This window comes from Methylobacterium mesophilicum, from assembly GCF_036441335.1.
In the GTDB taxonomy this organism is placed as follows: Bacteria; Pseudomonadota; Alphaproteobacteria; order Rhizobiales; family Beijerinckiaceae; genus Methylobacterium; species Methylobacterium mesophilicum_B.
Genome location: NZ_MLBW01000006.1, coordinates 50,232 through 66,603, shown reverse-complemented (window position 1 = coordinate 66,603; position 16,372 = coordinate 50,232). Strand labels below are relative to the sequence as shown.

Annotated in this window: 15 protein-coding genes; 7 read left to right on the top strand and 8 right to left on the bottom strand. The window is 71.2% G+C overall.

Annotation, left to right across the window (positions count from 1 at the left end; all coding sequences use genetic code 11):
* Positions 1–112 precede the first annotated feature (112 nt).
* On the top strand, positions 113–2,263 hold the full coding sequence (gene flhA / locus MMR14E_RS04735; protein ID WP_331313045.1) for a flagellar biosynthesis protein FlhA: 2,151 nt from the start codon (positions 113–115) through the stop codon (positions 2,261–2,263).
* 170 nt (positions 2,264–2,433) lie between these two features.
* Here the strand turns inward: flhA and MMR14E_RS04730 are convergent, their stop codons facing one another.
* The 3 genes from MMR14E_RS04730 to fliI form a co-directional block, all read right to left on the bottom strand.
* Positions 2,434–3,501: a lysylphosphatidylglycerol synthase domain-containing protein gene (locus MMR14E_RS04730; RefSeq protein WP_331313044.1), complete on the bottom strand. Its 1,068-nt coding sequence runs from the start codon at positions 3,499–3,501 to the stop codon at positions 2,434–2,436.
* 143 nt (positions 3,502–3,644) lie between these two features.
* Positions 3,645–4,052, bottom strand: a complete 408-nt coding sequence (gene fliJ, locus MMR14E_RS04725; RefSeq protein ID WP_012322462.1) for a flagellar export protein FliJ — start codon at positions 4,050–4,052, stop codon at positions 3,645–3,647.
* A 149-nt stretch (positions 4,053–4,201) separates the two neighbouring features.
* Positions 4,202–5,554, bottom strand: a complete 1,353-nt coding sequence (gene fliI / locus MMR14E_RS04720; RefSeq protein WP_331313043.1) for a flagellar protein export ATPase FliI — start codon at positions 5,552–5,554, stop codon at positions 4,202–4,204.
* Between the two features lie 419 nt (positions 5,555–5,973).
* Here fliI and ctrA point away from each other — a divergent pair, with 419 nt between their 5' ends.
* A complete protein-coding gene (ctrA, locus tag MMR14E_RS04715) occupies positions 5,974–6,675 on the top strand; it encodes a response regulator transcription factor CtrA (RefSeq protein WP_010683835.1) in 702 nt (233 codons plus the stop codon).
* 82 nt (positions 6,676–6,757) lie between these two features.
* On the opposite strand, the gene MMR14E_RS04710 is transcribed toward ctrA, so the two are convergent.
* Both MMR14E_RS04710 and cysS read right to left on the bottom strand, forming a co-directional pair.
* Positions 6,758–7,537, bottom strand: coding sequence for a trypsin-like serine protease (locus tag MMR14E_RS04710; RefSeq protein ID WP_331313042.1), 780 nt, complete (start codon positions 7,535–7,537; stop codon positions 6,758–6,760).
* Positions 7,538–7,656: 119 nt separating this feature from the next.
* Positions 7,657–9,054 carry a cysteine--tRNA ligase gene (gene cysS, locus MMR14E_RS04705; RefSeq protein ID WP_331313041.1) on the bottom strand — a complete coding sequence of 466 codons (1,398 nt, stop codon included), beginning with the start codon at positions 9,052–9,054 and terminating at the stop codon, positions 7,657–7,659.
* 310 nt (positions 9,055–9,364) lie between these two features.
* Here cysS and MMR14E_RS04700 point away from each other — a divergent pair, with 310 nt between their 5' ends.
* Positions 9,365–9,712 (top strand): hypothetical protein, encoded by a 348-nt coding sequence (locus MMR14E_RS04700; protein WP_331313040.1) that lies wholly within the window; start codon positions 9,365–9,367, stop codon positions 9,710–9,712.
* Between the two features lie 62 nt (positions 9,713–9,774).
* Here the strand turns inward: MMR14E_RS04700 and MMR14E_RS04695 are convergent, their stop codons facing one another.
* Entirely contained in the window at positions 9,775–10,287 is a 513-nt protein-coding gene (locus tag MMR14E_RS04695; RefSeq protein ID WP_331313039.1) for a CreA family protein, read from the bottom strand.
* A 159-nt stretch (positions 10,288–10,446) separates the two neighbouring features.
* Between MMR14E_RS04695 and MMR14E_RS04690 the strand changes: the two genes are divergently transcribed.
* Complete coding sequence (locus tag MMR14E_RS04690; protein ID WP_331313038.1) at positions 10,447–11,526, top strand: DUF2865 domain-containing protein; 1,080 nt, start codon at positions 10,447–10,449, stop codon at positions 11,524–11,526.
* On the opposite strand, the gene MMR14E_RS04685 is transcribed toward MMR14E_RS04690, so the two are convergent.
* Positions 11,463–11,756: a hypothetical protein gene (locus MMR14E_RS04685; protein WP_331313037.1), complete on the bottom strand. Its 294-nt coding sequence runs from the start codon at positions 11,754–11,756 to the stop codon at positions 11,463–11,465. The genes MMR14E_RS04690 and MMR14E_RS04685 overlap by 64 nt on opposite strands.
* A gap of 113 nt (positions 11,757–11,869) precedes the next feature.
* Here MMR14E_RS04685 and MMR14E_RS04680 point away from each other — a divergent pair, with 113 nt between their 5' ends.
* The 3 genes from MMR14E_RS04680 to MMR14E_RS04670 all read left to right on the top strand — a co-directional run bounded on the left by MMR14E_RS04680 (position 11,870) and on the right by MMR14E_RS04670 (position 15,018).
* Positions 11,870–12,904, top strand: a complete 1,035-nt coding sequence (locus MMR14E_RS04680; RefSeq protein WP_331313036.1) for an OmpA family protein — start codon at positions 11,870–11,872, stop codon at positions 12,902–12,904.
* Positions 12,905–12,995: 91 nt separating this feature from the next.
* The gene (locus MMR14E_RS04675; RefSeq protein WP_331313144.1) at positions 12,996–14,204 is read left to right on the top strand and encodes an MFS transporter; all 1,209 of its coding nucleotides are present in this window, start codon (positions 12,996–12,998) and stop codon (positions 14,202–14,204) included.
* Between the two features lie 16 nt (positions 14,205–14,220).
* Positions 14,221–15,018 (top strand): class I SAM-dependent methyltransferase, encoded by a 798-nt coding sequence (locus tag MMR14E_RS04670; protein ID WP_331313035.1) that lies wholly within the window; start codon positions 14,221–14,223, stop codon positions 15,016–15,018.
* Between the two features lie 4 nt (positions 15,019–15,022).
* Here the strand turns inward: MMR14E_RS04670 and MMR14E_RS04665 are convergent, their stop codons facing one another.
* Positions 15,023–16,363, bottom strand: a complete 1,341-nt coding sequence (locus tag MMR14E_RS04665) for a glutamate--tRNA ligase (protein WP_331313034.1) — start codon at positions 16,361–16,363, stop codon at positions 15,023–15,025.
* Positions 16,364–16,372 lie beyond the last annotated feature (9 nt).

The window sequence follows — 16,372 nt, the reverse complement described above, 5'->3', positions numbered from 1 at the left end:
CGGGTTCCCGTCACCGCCAGCCCCATCTTAACGCCGCGCTAACCATCCGCTCGGCAGATCTTGCCGGGTACGTCCCGGGTCGGCGCCGGGCGAACGGCAGCGGATGGCATCGATGGCAGAGACGGCGAGCGCGCCGGCACAGACGGGAGCAGCGGCGGCGGTCCTCGGCCAGCTGACCCTGCCGACGCGCGGCGACCTCCAGGCGCTGTCGAAGCGGTCCGACCTGCTGTTCGCCACCGGCGTACTGGGGATCCTGGCGGTCCTGATCTTCCCGCTGCCGGCGATCCTGCTCGACCTGCTGCTCGCCGTGTCGATCATCCTGTCGGTGCTGATCATGATGACCGGCCTGTCGATCGACAACCCGCTGGAATTCACCGTCTTCCCGACGCTGCTGCTCATCGCCACGATGCTGCGGCTCGCCCTGAACCTCGCCTCGACGCGCCTGATCCTCGGGCACGGCCACGAGGGGACGGCGGCGGCCGGGCACGTGATCGAGGCCTTCGGCCACTTCGTGATGGGCGGCAACTTCGTCATCGGGATCATCGTGTTCGCGATCCTGATCATCGTGAACTTCGTGGTGATCACGAAAGGCTCGGGCCGCATCGCGGAGGTGGCGGCCCGCTTCACCCTCGACGCGATGCCCGGCAAGCAGATGGCCATCGACGCCGACCTGTCGGCCGGCCTGATCGACGAGAAGGCCGCGAAGGCCCGGCGCGCGGCGCTCGAGGAGGAATCCTCCTTCTTCGGCGCCATGGACGGTGCCTCGAAATTCGTGCGCGGCGACGCGGTGGCGGCCCTGCTGATCACGTTCATCAACGTGGTCGGCGGCATCATCATCGGTGTGGCGCAGCAGGGTCTGAGCTTCGGCGAGGCCGCCAAGAGCTACACCCTGCTGACCATCGGCGACGGCCTCGCGAGTCAGGTCCCGGCGCTGATCGTGTCGACGGCGGCGGGCCTGCTGGTCTCGAAGGCCGGCGTGCGCGGCGCCGCCGACAAGGCGCTCGGCAAGCAGCTCGCGCACTACCCCAAGGCGCTGGGCATGTCGGCGGCGGTGATGCTGCTGATCGCCCTCCTGCCGGGCATGCCGATGCTGCCCTTCGTCCTGCTGGGCGGCGGGGCCGGCTACGCGGCGTGGCGCATCAACAAGAACGCCAAACTGGCGCCGCCCCTCGACGCCCAGGGCGCCCCGATGGACGCCGCCGCGGTCGCCGCGGCCGGCGCCGCCAAGGAGGAGACGGTCACCGACCTGCTGAAGCTCGACGACCTCAAGCTCGAGATGGGCTACGCGCTCCTCGCCCTCGTCAACGGCGAGGGCCAGGACCGGCTCACCGACCAGATCAAGGCCCTGCGCCGCCAGCTCGCCGCGGAGCTGGGCTTCGTGATGCCGTCGGTGCGCATCCTCGACAACGTCCAGCTCGACGCCAACGCCTACGTGGTCCGGGTCAAGGAGATCGAGGCGGGCACCGGACGGATCTTCCCAGGCCAGTTCATGGCGATGGACCCGATGGGCGGTCAGGTTCAGCTGCCCGGACAGCACATGCTGGAGCCGACCTTCGGCCTGCCGGCGACCTGGATCGACGCGGCCCTGCGCGACCAGGCCCAGCTCAAGGGCTACACGGTGGTCGATGCCGCCACCGTCGTTTCGACGCATCTCACCGAGGTCATCAAGGCCCACGTCTCCGAGCTCCTCAACCACGTCGAGGTCTCGAAGCTGCTCCGCGAGCTGCCCAAGGAGCACGCCGAGCTGCTCAAGGAGATCGTGCCGTCGCAGATCTCCACCACCGGCATACAGCGCGTGCTGCAGTTCCTGCTCGCCGAGCGGGTCTCGATCCGCGATCTCGGGGCGATCGTGGAGGCGGTCGCCGAGGTGGCGGGTGCCGTGAAGAACCCCCGCGACGTGGTCGAGCACGTCCGGGCGCGCCTCGGCCGACAGATCTGCGCGCAGTACCAGGATCCGAACGGCATGCTGCCGATCATCACCCTGTCGCCGGCCTGGGAGCAGGCGTTCATGGAGTCCATCGTGGGCGAGCGGGAGGAGCGCTACCTCGCGATGCAGCCCTCGAAGCTCAGCGAGTTCGTCAACACCGTGCGCGACCGCTTCGAGACGGCGGCGCGCCAGGGCGAGATGCCGGTGCTGGTCACCTCGGCCCAGACGCGGCCGTTCGTGCGCTCGATCATCGAGCGATTCCGCCGCGAGACGCCGGTGATGAGCCAGGCCGAGATCCACCCGCGGGCGCGGCTGCGGACGGTGAACTCGATCTGACGATCGACGGACGGCGTCGCCCGCGCCACCGCACCCTCCCGCGGCCCGTCCGACGATCCAGGCGCCCACGCGTCGTAAGGTCGGCGGCGCGATCCCGGGCGCGTGCGGTACGGCGTTGGGGGACCGGCGCGACGGTGTCGCGCCGATCGTCGAGGATGCCTTCAGCCCTCTCAGATCGCCTTCTGCTTGAGCTCCCGCTCCATCTCGTGGGCGTCGAGGCCGGGAACGACGACGGGCGGTTCCGGCACCGCGGCCGCCTTATGCCCGTGCGCGGCCGAGCCGATCGCCGCGGCCAGCCGCGAGCGCTCGAAGGCGATCACGACGATCACCGAGACCAGGGCCGGGAGCCAGAAGTAGAAGATCCGGAAGATGATCACCGCCGCGATGATCGCGTCCTTCTGCGCCTCGTCGGTGATGTGCATCGCGGTGATGAACACGATCTCGAACACGCCGAGACCCCCGGGCGCGTGCGAGGCCAGAGCCACCGAGAACGAGGCCAGGAAGATCGCCAGGACCGGGATGAAACCCGGGTTCATCGCCTCCGGCAGGGCGAAGTAGATGATGCCCGCCGCGCCCAGCAGCTCCAGCGGCGCAGCCAGCAGCTGGCGCCCCATGATGCCGGGCCGGGGATACTCCAGCTTGAACGACCGGATGTGCAGCGGGCGCAGGTGCAGGATCGAGCCGATCACGTACAGGCCGACGAAGCCCAGCATGCCGATGCCGACGACCAGCGCGGTCTTGGGATCGGTGAGGAAGCCCGGCAGCTTGCCCTCGAGCCGCGTCAGCAGGTGTGGGTCGACCACCAGCGTGAAGCCGCCGAGGAGGACGGTCCCGAGGAAGAACGTGAACGAGCAGAGCGCCACCAGCACGGCGACCTGCGCCGCCGTCAGGCCCTTGGCCGTGTAGGCGCGGTAGCGGACCAGCGCGCCCGAGAAGACCGAGGCGCCGATGTTGTGCGAGAGCGCGTAGGTCGTGAACGAGCAGAGCGAGACGAAGAGCCACGAGATGTGGCGCACGCCCAGGTGCAGCAGCGCGATCCGGTCGTACCAGGCGAGCGCCGCGTAGGCGACGAGCGTCGAGAGGGCCGCCAGCAGGATCCGGTGCGGTGGGATCGCGAGGATCGCGGCCCAGATCGCCGAGAGCGAGGTCGTCTTCAATTCCTGATAGAGGAAATAGCCCGATATCACGACGGCCGCGAGGCCGATCAAGGGCCAGATGAACTCGCTGATCTTCTTCATGAACACCGACGCCCTGGGGAGAGCCCCTGATGCGCCGGCACGCGACGCGCTGCAAGCGGCATCGCGCCGCCGCGATCCCCCTTGTCAGGTGATCGTGACGGTTTCGTGCCGCGGGAGCCGGCCGAGCGGTCCGACGGACCGGGTCAGCCCCGGGCGCGGTTGAGGCCGATCCCGTCCATGGCGGCCTGGTCGCGGGCCGATTCGGCTGCGCGCTCGGCAGTCCGCTCGCGGTCGTTCAGGATCTCGACCTTCTTGAGCTCCTCGAACGCCTCGCCCAGCTCGGCCTTCGCCTCGGCGAGCTGGCCCTCGAGCGCCTGGGCGGACTGGATCATGTTGTCCCGGCGCGTCGCCGCCGCACGGGCGTAAGTCGGGTAGGCGAAGTGACCGACGTCGGTGATTCCGGCCCGGGCCTCCTCGACGGCGACCTCGCGATCGAGCTCCACCGCCATGCGCTGGAAGTCGGCCATCATCATCTCGATCTGGGTCACGCGCCGGCGCTTCTCGTCGACCTGGAAGCGGCGCAGGCGGATCAGCGTGTCACGCGATTTCATCAGGACGCTCACTCCACGCAACGCTTGAGGCCGCGCCCGGGATCGTGCCCGGACCGAGCCTGTGTGCGAGCCTGCCCAAGGCAGACCCGCCCGGATCCCCCACGTGCACCATGATCGCGCCGAAGCGTTAACGCCCCGGCCCATGATGCTCAGGCCCCGCCGATGATCTGGGAGAGCCGTGCGTAACCATCGCCGATGGACGTTGCTTCTTCCTTACCCTGCCCCAGAAAAGCCTCAAGATCGGGCATGAGCGCGACCGCCTCGTCGACTTCCTGCGAGGAGCCGGCCCGGTAGGCGCCGAGCCGGATCAGTTCTTCCATGTCGGCGAAGGTCGACAGAATACGCCGTGCCCGCCGGACCACCGGGAGAAAGGCCGGATCGCAGGAGCGCGGCATGGTGCGCGAGACCGAGCGCAGCACGTTGATCGCCGGGTAGCGGCCGCGCTCCGCGATCGCGCGCTCCATGACGATGTGCCCGTCGAGGATGCCCCGCACCGCGTCGGCGACGGGCTCGTTGTGGTCGTCGCCCTCGACCAGGACGGTGAACAGCGCCGAGATCGTGCCCTGCCCCACCCCGGGACCGGCGCGCTCGAGCAGGCGGGGCAGTTCCGAGAAGACCGTCGGCGTGTAACCCTTGGCGGTCGGCGGCTCGCCGGCGGCGAGACCGATATCGCGCTGGGCCATGGCGAAGCGCGTGATCGAGTCGATCATGCACAGGACCTTGGCACCCTGATCGCGGAAGTGCTCGGCGACCGACAGGGTCACGTAGGCCGCGTTCCGGCGCATCAGGGCCGGCTCGTCTGAGGTCGCCACCACGACAACCGAGCGCGCGAGGCCGGCGGCGCCGAGATCGTCCTGGAGAAATTCCTGCACCTCGCGGCCGCGCTCGCCCACGAGGCCGATCACAGCCACGTCGGCGGCGGTGTAGCGGGCCAACATCGACAGCAGCACCGACTTTCCGACGCCGGACCCTGCGAAGATGCCCATCCGCTGGCCGGCGCACATGGTCAGGAAGGTGTTGATGCACCGGACACCCAGATCCAGCGGGCCGCCGACCCGGGTGCGGGCATGGGCGGGGGGCGGATCCGCGCGCAGGGGATAGACATCACCGCCCTGCGCCAGGGGTCCGAGCCCGTCGACCGGCCGCCCGAGGGCGTCGATCACCCGGCCGAGCCACGCGCCGGAGGGCCGGATCGCGCCGGCCGACTCGTCGCGGACATAGGCGGGGCAGCCGCGCCGCACGCCCTCGAGCGAGCCGAACGGCATCGCCAGGGCCCGATCACCCTGGAAGCCGATGACCTCGCAGGGGACGAGCCCGTGGCCATTGGCGCCCTCCACGTCGACCCGGCCGCCGAGTCGCATCGCGGCCACAGGTCCGGCGACCTCGACCAGCAGGCCGCGGATCGCCACAACCCGCCCGAACGTCTCCAGCACCTCGATCCGCTCCAGCGCGGCCTGCGCCGACGCGAGCGAAGCAACGGATCTTGCCGGATCCTGTGTCATCGGCCTGGCTCTCAACGCTTCGTTTACCGGCCTCCTTAACACTGCGGGTCACGGGCTCGTAGCGGCTCGATCCGGGTCGCGACCACAATCGCGCCCGACGAAGTCGTACCGGTGTGTCCGACGGACAACACCGGGGATCGAATCGTTACGGAGGAAGTACTTACGCCGAAGGGGGCGAGCGGCCTGGACGGGAGCGCATCGGAAACGGGGCCGAGGGCGAGGCCGGGGGAACGGTGTTTCTCCTGTCAAGCTCGCGGAACTTCGTACGAGACGCTTGCGGGCAGGAATCAGGTTTTGTTAACGATTAATCCATAGCGTTCCACGTCAAGAGCGACGGAGCGCCCGTCCACAGGCCGGTGGCGGGCGAAGGCTGGGACGTGTCTGCGCGCTGATGCGGCCGGCGGGGCTGGGGACCGACGATGCGGGTACTTTTGATCGAGGACGACAGCGCGACCGCGCAGAGCATCGAGCTGATGCTCAAGTCCGAGAACTTCAACACCTACACCACCGACCTCGGGGAAGAGGGTGTCGATCTCGGTAAGCTGTACGATTACGACATCATCCTCCTCGATCTGAACCTGCCCGACATGTCGGGCTACGAGGTGCTCCGCTCGCTGCGCGTGGCGAAGGTGAAGACGCCGATCCTGATCCTGTCCGGCATGGCCGGCATCGAGGACAAGGTGAAGGGCCTCGGCTTCGGCGCGGACGACTACCTCACCAAGCCGTTCCACAAGGACGAGCTGGTGGCGCGCATCCACGCCATCGTGCGCCGCTCGAAGGGTCACGCCCAGTCGGTCATCACCACCGGCGACCTGATCGTGAACCTCGACCAGAAGACCGTCGAGGTCGGCGGCGCCCGGGTGCACCTCACCGGCAAGGAGTACCAGATGCTGGAACTCCTCTCGCTGCGGAAGGGCACGACGCTCACCAAGGAGATGTTCCTGAACCATCTCTACGGCGGCATGGACGAGCCGGAGCTGAAGATCATCGACGTCTTCATCTGCAAGCTGCGCAAGAAGCTCGCCAACGCCAGCCAGGGCAAGAACTACATCGAGACCGTCTGGGGCCGCGGCTACGTGCTGCGCGAGCCGATGGACGGCGAGGAGCGCATGGCGGTCTGATCCGCCGGTCGCGCCGACTCGTGAAAAGCCCCGCGCGGTCCGGCCGCGCGGGGCTTTCGCGTTCCGGACGTGTCGGCAGCCCTCACCGCGTCCGGGTGGCGGCGAAGACCTGCGCGGCCGGCGCGATCACCACGTAGCCGCCGCAGGGCGCGGCCCGGCTGATCACCGCGCTGGCCACGCCCCAGATGTAGGTGCCGCGGCGATCCTGGGCGACGACCGGGCCGCCGGAATCGCCGAAGCAGACGCGGGCGCCGTTGGCCCGGGCGATGGTCAGCCCGGTGCTGCTCGCAGCGACCGGCGTCAGTGTGGCGGTGCGCAGGCGCCCGACCGTCCGGCCGGAGAGGCCGGCTCCGGCGATGCGCAGGCTCTTGGGGACGCGGCCCGGATCCGCCGCCAGCGGGACCGGTCGCCGGTCGCGCACCGCCTCGGTCAGGCGCAGGACCGCCAGGTCGAGGGAGAGATCGGAGAGGCTGACGCCCGAGGCCTCGTTCGGCAGCATCTCCCCCGGATCCGGACTGTAGCGGGCGGCGACCCGCGCTCCGTAGACCGGCCGCGCCGGCTCGCTGCCCCTGAAGAACACCACGAGCGCGCCCAGCGGATCACCGTTGACGCAATGGGCTGCAGTGAGCACGAGATCCGGCGCGATCAGCACGCCGGTGCAGCGGGTCAGGTTCGGCGCCTCCTCGGGCCGGGTGATCGTGCCGATCGCCACGGTCGCCTGCGCCAGGGCGTCCCGGCCGGCAGCCGACCCGCCGTCGATCGCGGCGGCCGGGCCCGACAGGCCCAGACCGAGAGTGAGCGCCGAGGCGGCGGCGACGCGTCGCGCCCCGGTGATCGCGAAGGTAGTCCCGAAGCTGGTCACGTGCTGCTCATCTCCGCCGCGAGCCCCCGGACCACAGATGCCGCCCGCGCCGTGCCGCGCAAGCGGGCGCGAGGACGCGGCCGCCGTCATGTCCCTGCCGTCGGCGGCCCGCTCAGCAATCAGCGCGCCACCGTCCAGGTCGTGGTGCCGTCCTTGTTGTCCTTCACGGTCACGCCCATCGCCGCGAGGGCGTCGCGTGCCCGATCGGAGGCGGCCCAGTCCTTGGCGGCCCGCGCCGCCCGGCGCTCGGCGATCAGCGCCTCGACCGCCGCCACGTCGACCCCGGACGCCGCGACCTGATCCCGCTCGCGGTCGCTGCGGGTGCGCGCGAGGAAGCCCAGCAGGTTCGCGCCGGCGCGCAGCGCCCCGGGCTGCGCCTCCGGCCCGCCGCTCAGCCGGTGCAGCTCGTTGATCGCCGCCGGCGTGTTGAGGTCGTCGCAGAGCGCCTCGACGACCCCGGTGGGGATGTCGGGCGCGGCAGGGTCGTCGCCGGCGGCGTTGTACCAGCGGTCGAGCACGCGGGCCGACTCCTCCAGGCCGCGCAGGGTCCAGTCAATCGGCTGCCGGTACTGGGTCTTGAGCATGGTGAGGCGCACGACCTCGCCCGGCCAGTCGTTCAGCACGTCCCGGATGGTGATGAAGTTGCCGAGCGACTTCGACATCTTCTCCCCCTCGACCTGGAGAAAGCCGTTGTGCAGCCAGACGTTGGCCATCACCGACGTGCCGAAGCAGCAGCGGGACTGCGCCACCTCGTTCTCGTGGTGCGGGAAGATCAGGTCGATGCCGCCCGCGTGGATGTCGAAGGTCCGGCCCAGATGCTTGGCCGACATGGCCGAGCACTCGATGTGCCAGCCCGGGCGGCCGGCGACGGCGATGCCGGCGGGCGACGGCCAGGACGGCTCGCCGGGCTTGGCGGGCTTCCACAGGACGAAGTCGAGGGGCGAGCGCTTGTAGGGGGCGACCTCGACCCGGGCGCCCGCCTCCATCTCGTCGAGGGGCCGCTTCGACAGGCCGCCGTAATCCGGCATCGAGGGGACGTCGAACAGCACGTGGTCCGCCGCCACGTAGGCGTGGCCGGCCCGGACCAGCGTCTCGATCATCGTCGCCATCTCGGCGATGTGGTCGGTGGCGCGGGGTTCGACGAAGCGGGGCCGCGCGCCCGCCACGTTCACGTCCTCCGGCATCAGCACGCCGAGGTCGCGCACGTCGCGGTGGAACTGCGCTAGCGTGCCGTCGGTCAGTTCGCGGATGCTGATGCCGCGCTCGGCCGCCCGGGCGTTGATCTTGTCGTCCACGTCCGTGACGTTGCGGGCGTAGGTGACGTGATCCGGCCCGTAGAGGTGGCGCAGCAGGCGGAACAGCAGGTCGAAGACGATGATCGGCCGGGCGTTGCCGATATGGGCGGCGTCGTAGACCGTCGGGCCGCAGGCGTAGACGCGGACGTGCTGCGGGTCGATCGGCGCGAAGGCTTCCTTGGCGCCGGTCAGCGTGTTGTAGAGCCGCAACATCGGCGCCATGAAACCCATTCCTTTTCCGACGCCGGGGATGACGTCCGGCCCGGAGCCGTGGCCGGAAATCCGGCCCTGCCTTCAACGACCTGAGGGCCCCGCGCGGCGAAGAACGGCCGAAACGTGACGGATCCGCCAGCCCCGGCACAGCACCCTGTTGCATTGCGGCGACGGCGCGGCCCGCACGATGGGGCTAACCCAAAAGCGTGAGGAATTCGAGATGGCCTGCGCGCCATGCGGGTAAGGCTTCCTTAACCGCGTCGTCGGACCGTCCCGGCCACGATCCTCACGCCACAGATCCTGTGCCCAAGGACAATCCATGCGACGCTCGGCCGCCGGTTCCCTCGCCCTCGCCACCGTTCTCGCCTGCGCGGGCCTGACCCACGTCGCGCTGGCCGGCACCGACGGCGAGACGCCCGCGAAGGCGCCGGCCCATGTCGAGAAGACGTTCCTGATCCCGTCGAGCGACGGCTACGGCGTCGGCGAGTGCCTGACGACGCCGGGCAGCGCCTGCGGCCAGGTGGTCGCCAACGCGTGGTGCGAGGCGCAGGGCTACGCCGTCGCGAACTCCTACGGGGTCGCCGCCGCCGACGAGTACACCGGCGCGATCAGCCAGCCGGTCCCGGCGCCGTCCGAGCGCCCGATCCGGATCACCTGTCAGGACTGAGCCCGCCGCGGACGGCCCGTGGCCGGGACGCCGCGCGGTGCGCTCGTCCCAGCGGGCGCCGCTCACTTCATGAAGTCGGCGCATTTCTGCGCCGGTTCGGTGCCCCAGGGCGCCAGCGGCACCGCCGAGGTCGAGTTCTTCGGCGATCCCTGGATGACCTTGTCCGAGTAGACCATGTAGATCAGCGTGTTGCGCTTGGCGTCGCAGCCGCGGACGATCTGCATCGACTTGAAGATCAGCGACCGGCGCTCGCTGAAGACCACCTCGCCCTGGCTGAGCTTGCCCTTGAAGGCGATCGGCCCGGTCTGCCTGCAGGCCAGCGAGATGTCCGAGACATCCTCGGCCAGGCCCAGCGTACCCTTGATCCCGCCCTTCTCCGGCTGGGTGTACCAGCAGGCCACGCCCGAGACAGCCGGATCGTCGACACCGTAGACCACGAGCTTGTCGTTGGGCGTCAGCGGGCGCCAGACCGTCGACTTGTCGAAGATCCGGTCCGGCTCCTGCGCCGAGGCCGTGCCGGCCGCCGCCAGGCCCAGTGCGAGAAGCCCAACATAGGTGAGACTCCGAAACAACATCGCCGGTCAATTCCCCCTCACGCTTGCCGGCCGGATGTAGGAGGGGTGTCGCGGTCTTTCGAGGGGGCGTAGAATGCCCGCGCTTCCGTTCCGAAGCGCGGATGCGCGCGGGCCCGGATACTCCGGATCGCCGCGCACCCGATCAACGCGATGCAGCCTATGCCTCACCGCCCGATCGTCCGTACGCTCGGCCGCCTCGTCCTGAGCGCGGCCATAGCCCTCGGATTGTCCTACCCGCTCGCCACCTCTGCCAGCGCGCAGGAGGCCGCGTCCGGCCCGCCGCCCGCCGAGGCGCGGCCGGCGCCGCAGCTGCCGTCGCCGCAGTGCCGGCGCTACCGGGCGGAGCTGGCCTCGCTCCAGAGCGGCGCCAGCACGACTCGCGCCCTGAACGACGAGATCGGGCGCCTCGAAGCCTACTTCCGCGGCCTCAACTGCGAGGGCGGCAAGTTCCTGTTCTTCGACACGCGGCCGCCCCAGTGCGGCGCCGTGGAGCAGCGCATCCGCGCCCTCAAGGCCACCTACGGCGGCGCCGTGATCGACGACAGCGGCGCCCGGAAGCGCGAGCTCCAGGGCTTGGTCGCCTCCACGTGTCCGCCACGCGAGGCTTATGCCGGCTCCGGCGAGGCCTACGGACGGGGCGGCCCGCAGATGGTCTGCGTGCGGACCTGCGACGGCGGCTTCTTCCCGATGAAGAACCTGCCCGAGGGCCGCGGCGGCGCCGACGAGATGTGTCAGGCCCTCTGCCCCGGGACCGAGGCGCAGGCCTATTCCATGCCGTACGGCGACGATGCCCTGAAGCACGCCGCCTCGGTGAAGGGCAGCCGGGCCTACGCGAACCTCGCCAACGCCTTCAAATTCCGCAAGGAATTCGTTCCGAACTGCTCCTGCAAGCCGGAGGGCAAGTCCTGGGCGCAGTCCCTCGTGAAGGCCGAGAGCATGCTGGTCCGGCACAAGGGCGACATCTTCGTGACGCCGATGCAGGCCGAGGCGCTGTCCCGGCCGAAGGTGCGCCTGACCCTGGTCGGCCGGGCCGACCGGACCGCGGCGGAGCTCGCCGCCGACGCTGCGAGCCGTGCGGGCGTCGACGCGAAGGGCGGCGCCAGCTCCGGGCGCGACGACGCGAAGGCCGATCCCGCCGCGGCCGACGGCGCGAAGGTCGCGGAGGCGAAGCCGGATCACGTTGCCGTGCGCATCATCGCGCCCGACGTGATCGCGGTGCCCCAGCGCCTCACGCCCTGAGGCCGGCTCCGCGTCCCGGGACGCGGAACCAATCGCGGCGTCCGGTGTTCGGCTCGGCTTGACCCGCGTTCGTAGAGGTGCAGGAGCGACAGGATCACCGCGAAGGCCACGAGGCCGCCGAAGATCGCCAGCGCGGCCACGCTGTGGATCTCCCGCGCGGGATGCGCGGCGGTGGCCTCCGGCAGCTCGGCCAGGGCCGCGCTCGCCGTCGTCAGGGCGAGCGCGCCCACGCCGATCCGAACGTGTGTCGCACGACCGACACCCATGGTTTGCCCCGCCCCCGTACCCGATAGAGCGGCAGAGCACCGGCCAGGCCCCGCCGCCCGGCGGGGCGCAGCCGGGAATGCCGCCGGGACGGCCTGGCCAGCCGCCCGCGGCCGACCCGAACGCCTTCAACCGGCCGGGGCAGCCGGGCTACGTCCCCGGCGGCTTCCGTCAGAACGACGGTGTGCGCGACTTCGAGCAGGTCCGCACGGACCGGCGCGAGTTCCGCGAGGATGGCCGGACCTATTACCGGGAGCCGGGCCGCATCATCGTGCAGGACCGCGACACCTACCTGATCCGTCACGACGAGAACGAGCGCTTCCGCGCGCTCGACCCGCGCGGCTACCGGTTCGAGCGGCAGGGTGTGGACTTCTACAGCTACGTCGACCGGCCAGGCGGCGCGCAGATCGTCACCGTGACCAACGACGACGGGCGGATGCTGCGCCGCTATCTCCGGTATCGCGACGGCCGCGAGCTCGTCCTGATCGACAACAGCTATGGCGGCCCGCTCCGTCCGATCTACGAGGACGTGGTGGTCCTGCCGCCTCCGGAGATCCGCATCCCGCGGGACCGGTACGTCGTGGATTACGCCCAGGCCGACGAGTCGGAGGTCTACGAGGCGCTGACGGCGCCGCCCGTGGTGCAGGTCGATCGCCGGTACACGCTCGATCAGATCCGCTACAGCCCGGATCTCCGCGTTCGCCTGCGCTCCGTCGACATCAACACGATCACCTTCGACACCGGCTCGTTCACCGTCACGCCCGACCAGGCGGCCAAACTGTCGGTCATCGCCGCCGCGATGAACCGCGCCATCCAGGCCAACCCGCGGGAGGTGTTCCTGATCGAGGGCTTCACCGACGCCGTCGGCTCCGCGCTCGACAATCTGTCCCTGTCGGACCGGCGCGCCCAGTCGGTGGCGACCGTGCTGACGGAGCAGTTCCGCGTGCCGCCGGAGAACCTGACCACCCAGGGCTACGGCGAGCAGTACCTGAAGGTGAACACGCAGGGCCCGTCGCGGGAGAACCGCCGCGTCGTCGTCCAGCGGATCACGCCCCTGCTGCAGCAGGGGCAGGATCAGGGACAGGCAGCGCCTCCGCCGCCTCCGCCGCGCTGAGGCGGCCGCCGCGCGGGCATGTCCTGCGCGGCAGTTGACCGTGCGGCCGCTGCGCCTCACCACCGGTTGAGGACAGCGGCACGGAGCGATGATGGACAGCGAGGCGGATGACGGGCTCATCCGGTCGGGCACACCGGTCTTCCGCCGCACGGCCCTGGCTCTGGCGGCAGCCGGATTCTCGACCTTCGCGGTGCTCTACGCGGTCCAGCCGCTGCTGCCGATCTACGCGGAGGATTTCGGCGTCTCGCCGGCCGTCAGCAGCCTCGCGCTGTCGCTGCCCTGCGGTCTACTGGCGGTGGCGCTGCTGGCGGTCAGCCCGCTCTCGGAGATCTGGGGCCGGAAGCCGGTGATGCTGGCCTCGCTCGTCGCCTCGGCGCTGCTCACGGTCGTGGCCGCCCTGGTCCCTGGCTGGTACGGCTTCCTGGCGCTGCGCGCGCTCACGGGGCTGACGGCCAGCGGCCTCCCGGCCGTCGCCATGGCGTATCTCGCCGAGGAGATGGACGCCAAGGCCATCGGCCTGTCGATGGGCCTGCTCGTCGGCGGCAACGCGCTGGGCGGCATGTCGGGCCGCCTGATCAGCGGCGTGATGGCGGATTTCGTGAGCTGGCGCGCCGGGCTCGCGGTGATCGGCGGCCTCGCGCTCGCCGCCGCGCTGGCGTTCTGGCGCTGGCTGCCGCCCTCGCGCCGCTTCGTGCCGCGCCGGCTGCGCTGGGCCGAGGTGCCGGGCAGCTTCACCCACCATTTCCGCGACGCCGGCCTGCCCTGGCTCTTCGCCGAGGCGTTCCTGCTGATGGGCGGCTTCGTCTGCATCTACAACTACATCGGCTTCCGCCTGCTCGATCCGCCCTACGGGCTGAGCCAGGCGGTGATCGGGCTGATCTTCTCCGTCTATCTCGCCGGCATGGTCAGCAGCCCGGTCACCGGCGAGCTGGCGAGCCGCTTCGGCCGCCGCCGCGTCCTCTGGATCGCCACGGCCGTCGGCCTCGCGGGCATCGTGATGACGCTGGCGGACAACCTGCTGCTGATCCTGGCCGGCATCGTGGTGACGACGGTGGGGTTCTTCGGCGCCCACGCGGTCGCGAGCAGCTGGGTCGGGCGGCGGGCGCTGCGTGACCGGGCCCAGGCCTCGGCGATCTATCTCGGCCTCTACTATCTGGGCTCGTCGGTCCTCGGGACGGCGGGCGGCTGGTTCTTCGCCCATTCCGGGTGGAACGGCGTGGTGCTGTTCGTGGGCGGGCTGTACGGTCTGGCGCTGATGATCGCTCTGCGGCTGTCCCGCCTGAAGCCGCTCGCGACCTGACCCGGGAGATCCGCCGATGAACGCCCGCAGCCACGCCCACCACGTCGTCGACCAGTTCGGCGCGCAGGCCTCCGCCTACGTGACCAGCGCCGTCCACGCCGCCGGCGCCGACCTCGACCGGATCGGCGCGCGGGTCCGCGCGCGGCCGGGTCTGCGGGTGCTCGATCTNGGTCTGCGGGTGCTCGATCTCGGCTGCGGCGGCGGCCACGTCGCCTTCGCGGCGGCGGCGGCCGGGGCCGCCGTCACGGCCTACGACCTGTCGGCCGAGATGCTGGCGGCCGTCGCCGCCGAGGCGGCGCGGCGGGGTCTCGACCGGATCGGAACCCGGCAGGGCGGCGCCGAGGCCCTGCCCTTCCCGGACGCGAGCTTCGACGCGGTCCTGACCCGCTACAGCGCCCACCACTGGCGCGACGTGCCGGCGGCCCTGGCGGAGGCGCGGCGGGTGCTGCGGGCGGACGGGTTCCTCATCGTCAGCGACATCGTTGCGCCCGAGGATCCGCTGCTCGACACGCACCTTCAGGCGGTCGAGTTGCTGCGCGACCCCTCGCACGTGCGCGACTACCGCGTCTCCGAGTGGCGGACCCTGCTGGAAGCGGCCGGCTTCGCGCCCGGCGACGCGACGGCGAGCCGGCCGCGCATGGAGTTCGCGAGCTGGATCGCCCGGATGCGGACGCCGGAGACCCACGTCGCGGCGATCCGGGCGCTGCAGGTCGCCGCGCCCGCGGAGGTCGCGGCGCATTTCGGCATCGAGGCCGACGGCAGCTTCCTGCTCGACGCCGCGCTGATCGAGGCGCGCCCGAAGCCCGGCCGCTGATCGCTCAGGCGGCCTCGCCGGAGAGCCGGCGCGCCGCCCGCTCCCGCTCGATCAGCGGCAGCAGGCCGGCGAGGTCCGGGCCGTGCTCCAGGCCGGTGAGGGCGAGCCGGAGCGGCATGAACAGGCCGCGGCCCTTGGCGCCCGTGCGGGTCCGGATCTCGGTCGTCCACGCCTTCCAGGTCTCCGGGCCGAAGGGCTCGGGCGGCAGGGTCTCCCGGGCGGCCGCGATCACGGCCGGCTCGGTGAGCACCGGCTCGACCGGGCCGGTCACGACCCGCCACCAGTCGGCCGCCTCCGCGACGCGCCCGAGATTGGCCCGCACCGCGAGCCAGAACGCCTCGGCCCGGTCCTCCGGGATCCCGAGTGCCGCGAGGCGCGCGGCCGCCTCCGGGTACGGCATGGCGTGGATCAGGCGGGCGTTGAGGCCGTCGAGTTCCGCCGGATCGAACCGCGCCGGCGCCCGCGAGATCTCGCCGAGGTCGACGAGGCCCGCGAGGGTGTCGAGGTCGGGCACCGCCCGAATTGACTCGGCCGAGCCGGTCAGCACCGCCAGCGAGCGCACCGCCGCGGGCTCGTAGCCGGCCTCGCGCAGGCCGCGCAGCGACAGGTGGCCGAGGCGCTTCGATAGCCCCTCCCCGTCGGCCGTCGTCAGCAGGTTGTGGTGGCCGAAGACCGGAACGGCCTTGCCCAGGGCCTCGAAGATCTGCACCTGCACGCCGGTGTTGGTGACGTGGTCCTCGCCGCGGATCACGTGGGTGATGCCGAGATCGGCGTCGTCCACAACCGACGGCAGCGTGTAGAGGTAGCTGCCGTCGGCGCGGATCAGCACCGGGTCCGACAGGGACGCGCAGTCGACATGGGCCGGCCCGCGGACGAGGTCGTCCCAGCCGACGGTCCGTGCCTCCAGCAGGAACCGCCAGTGCGGCCGGCGGCCCTCGGCCTCCAGCGCCGCCCGCTCCGCGGCGGTGAGCCGCAGCGCCGCCCGGTCGTAGATCGGCGGCTGGCCGCGGCCGAGCTGGCGCCTGCGGCGGCGCTCCAGCTCCTCCGGCGTCTCGTAGCAGGGGTAGAGCCTTCCCGCGGCGCGCAGGCGGTCGGCGGCGGCGTCGTGCTGCGCCGTGCGGTCGCTCTGCCGGGCGAACAGGTCGGGCACGATGCCGAGCCACGCGAGATCCTCGCCGATCGCCTCGGCGAAGGCCGACGTGGAGCGCTCCGCGTCGGTGTCGTCGAGGCGCAGCAGGAAGCGGCCGCCGGTCCGACGGGCGAACAGGGCGTTGAGCAGGGCCGGCCGGGCGTTGCCGATATGGAGGTAGCCTGTCGGCGAGGGAGCGAAGCGGACGAGAGTCATGGACCGCTC

Coding starts and splice junctions, on each gene's coding strand:
- flhA (WP_331313045.1), top strand. CDS start 113: ATGGCAGAGACGGCGAGCGCGCCGGCACAGACGGGAGCAGCGGCGGCG.
- MMR14E_RS04730 (WP_331313044.1), bottom strand. CDS start 3,501: ATGAAGAAGATCAGCGAGTTCATCTGGCCCTTGATCGGCCTCGCGGCC.
- fliJ (WP_012322462.1), bottom strand. CDS start 4,052: ATGAAATCGCGTGACACGCTGATCCGCCTGCGCCGCTTCCAGGTCGAC.
- fliI (WP_331313043.1), bottom strand. CDS start 5,554: ATGACACAGGATCCGGCAAGATCCGTTGCTTCGCTCGCGTCGGCGCAG.
- ctrA (WP_010683835.1), top strand. CDS start 5,974: ATGCGGGTACTTTTGATCGAGGACGACAGCGCGACCGCGCAGAGCATC.
- cysS (WP_331313041.1), bottom strand. CDS start 9,054: ATGGCGCCGATGTTGCGGCTCTACAACACGCTGACCGGCGCCAAGGAA.
- MMR14E_RS04700 (WP_331313040.1), top strand. CDS start 9,365: ATGCGACGCTCGGCCGCCGGTTCCCTCGCCCTCGCCACCGTTCTCGCC.
- MMR14E_RS04695 (WP_331313039.1), bottom strand. CDS start 10,287: ATGTTGTTTCGGAGTCTCACCTATGTTGGGCTTCTCGCACTGGGCCTG.
- MMR14E_RS04690 (WP_331313038.1), top strand. CDS start 10,447: ATGCCTCACCGCCCGATCGTCCGTACGCTCGGCCGCCTCGTCCTGAGC.
- MMR14E_RS04680 (WP_331313036.1), top strand. CDS start 11,870: ATGCCGCCGGGACGGCCTGGCCAGCCGCCCGCGGCCGACCCGAACGCC.
- MMR14E_RS04675 (WP_331313144.1), top strand. CDS start 12,996: ATGGACAGCGAGGCGGATGACGGGCTCATCCGGTCGGGCACACCGGTC.
- MMR14E_RS04665 (WP_331313034.1), bottom strand. CDS start 16,363: ATGACTCTCGTCCGCTTCGCTCCCTCGCCGACAGGCTACCTCCATATC.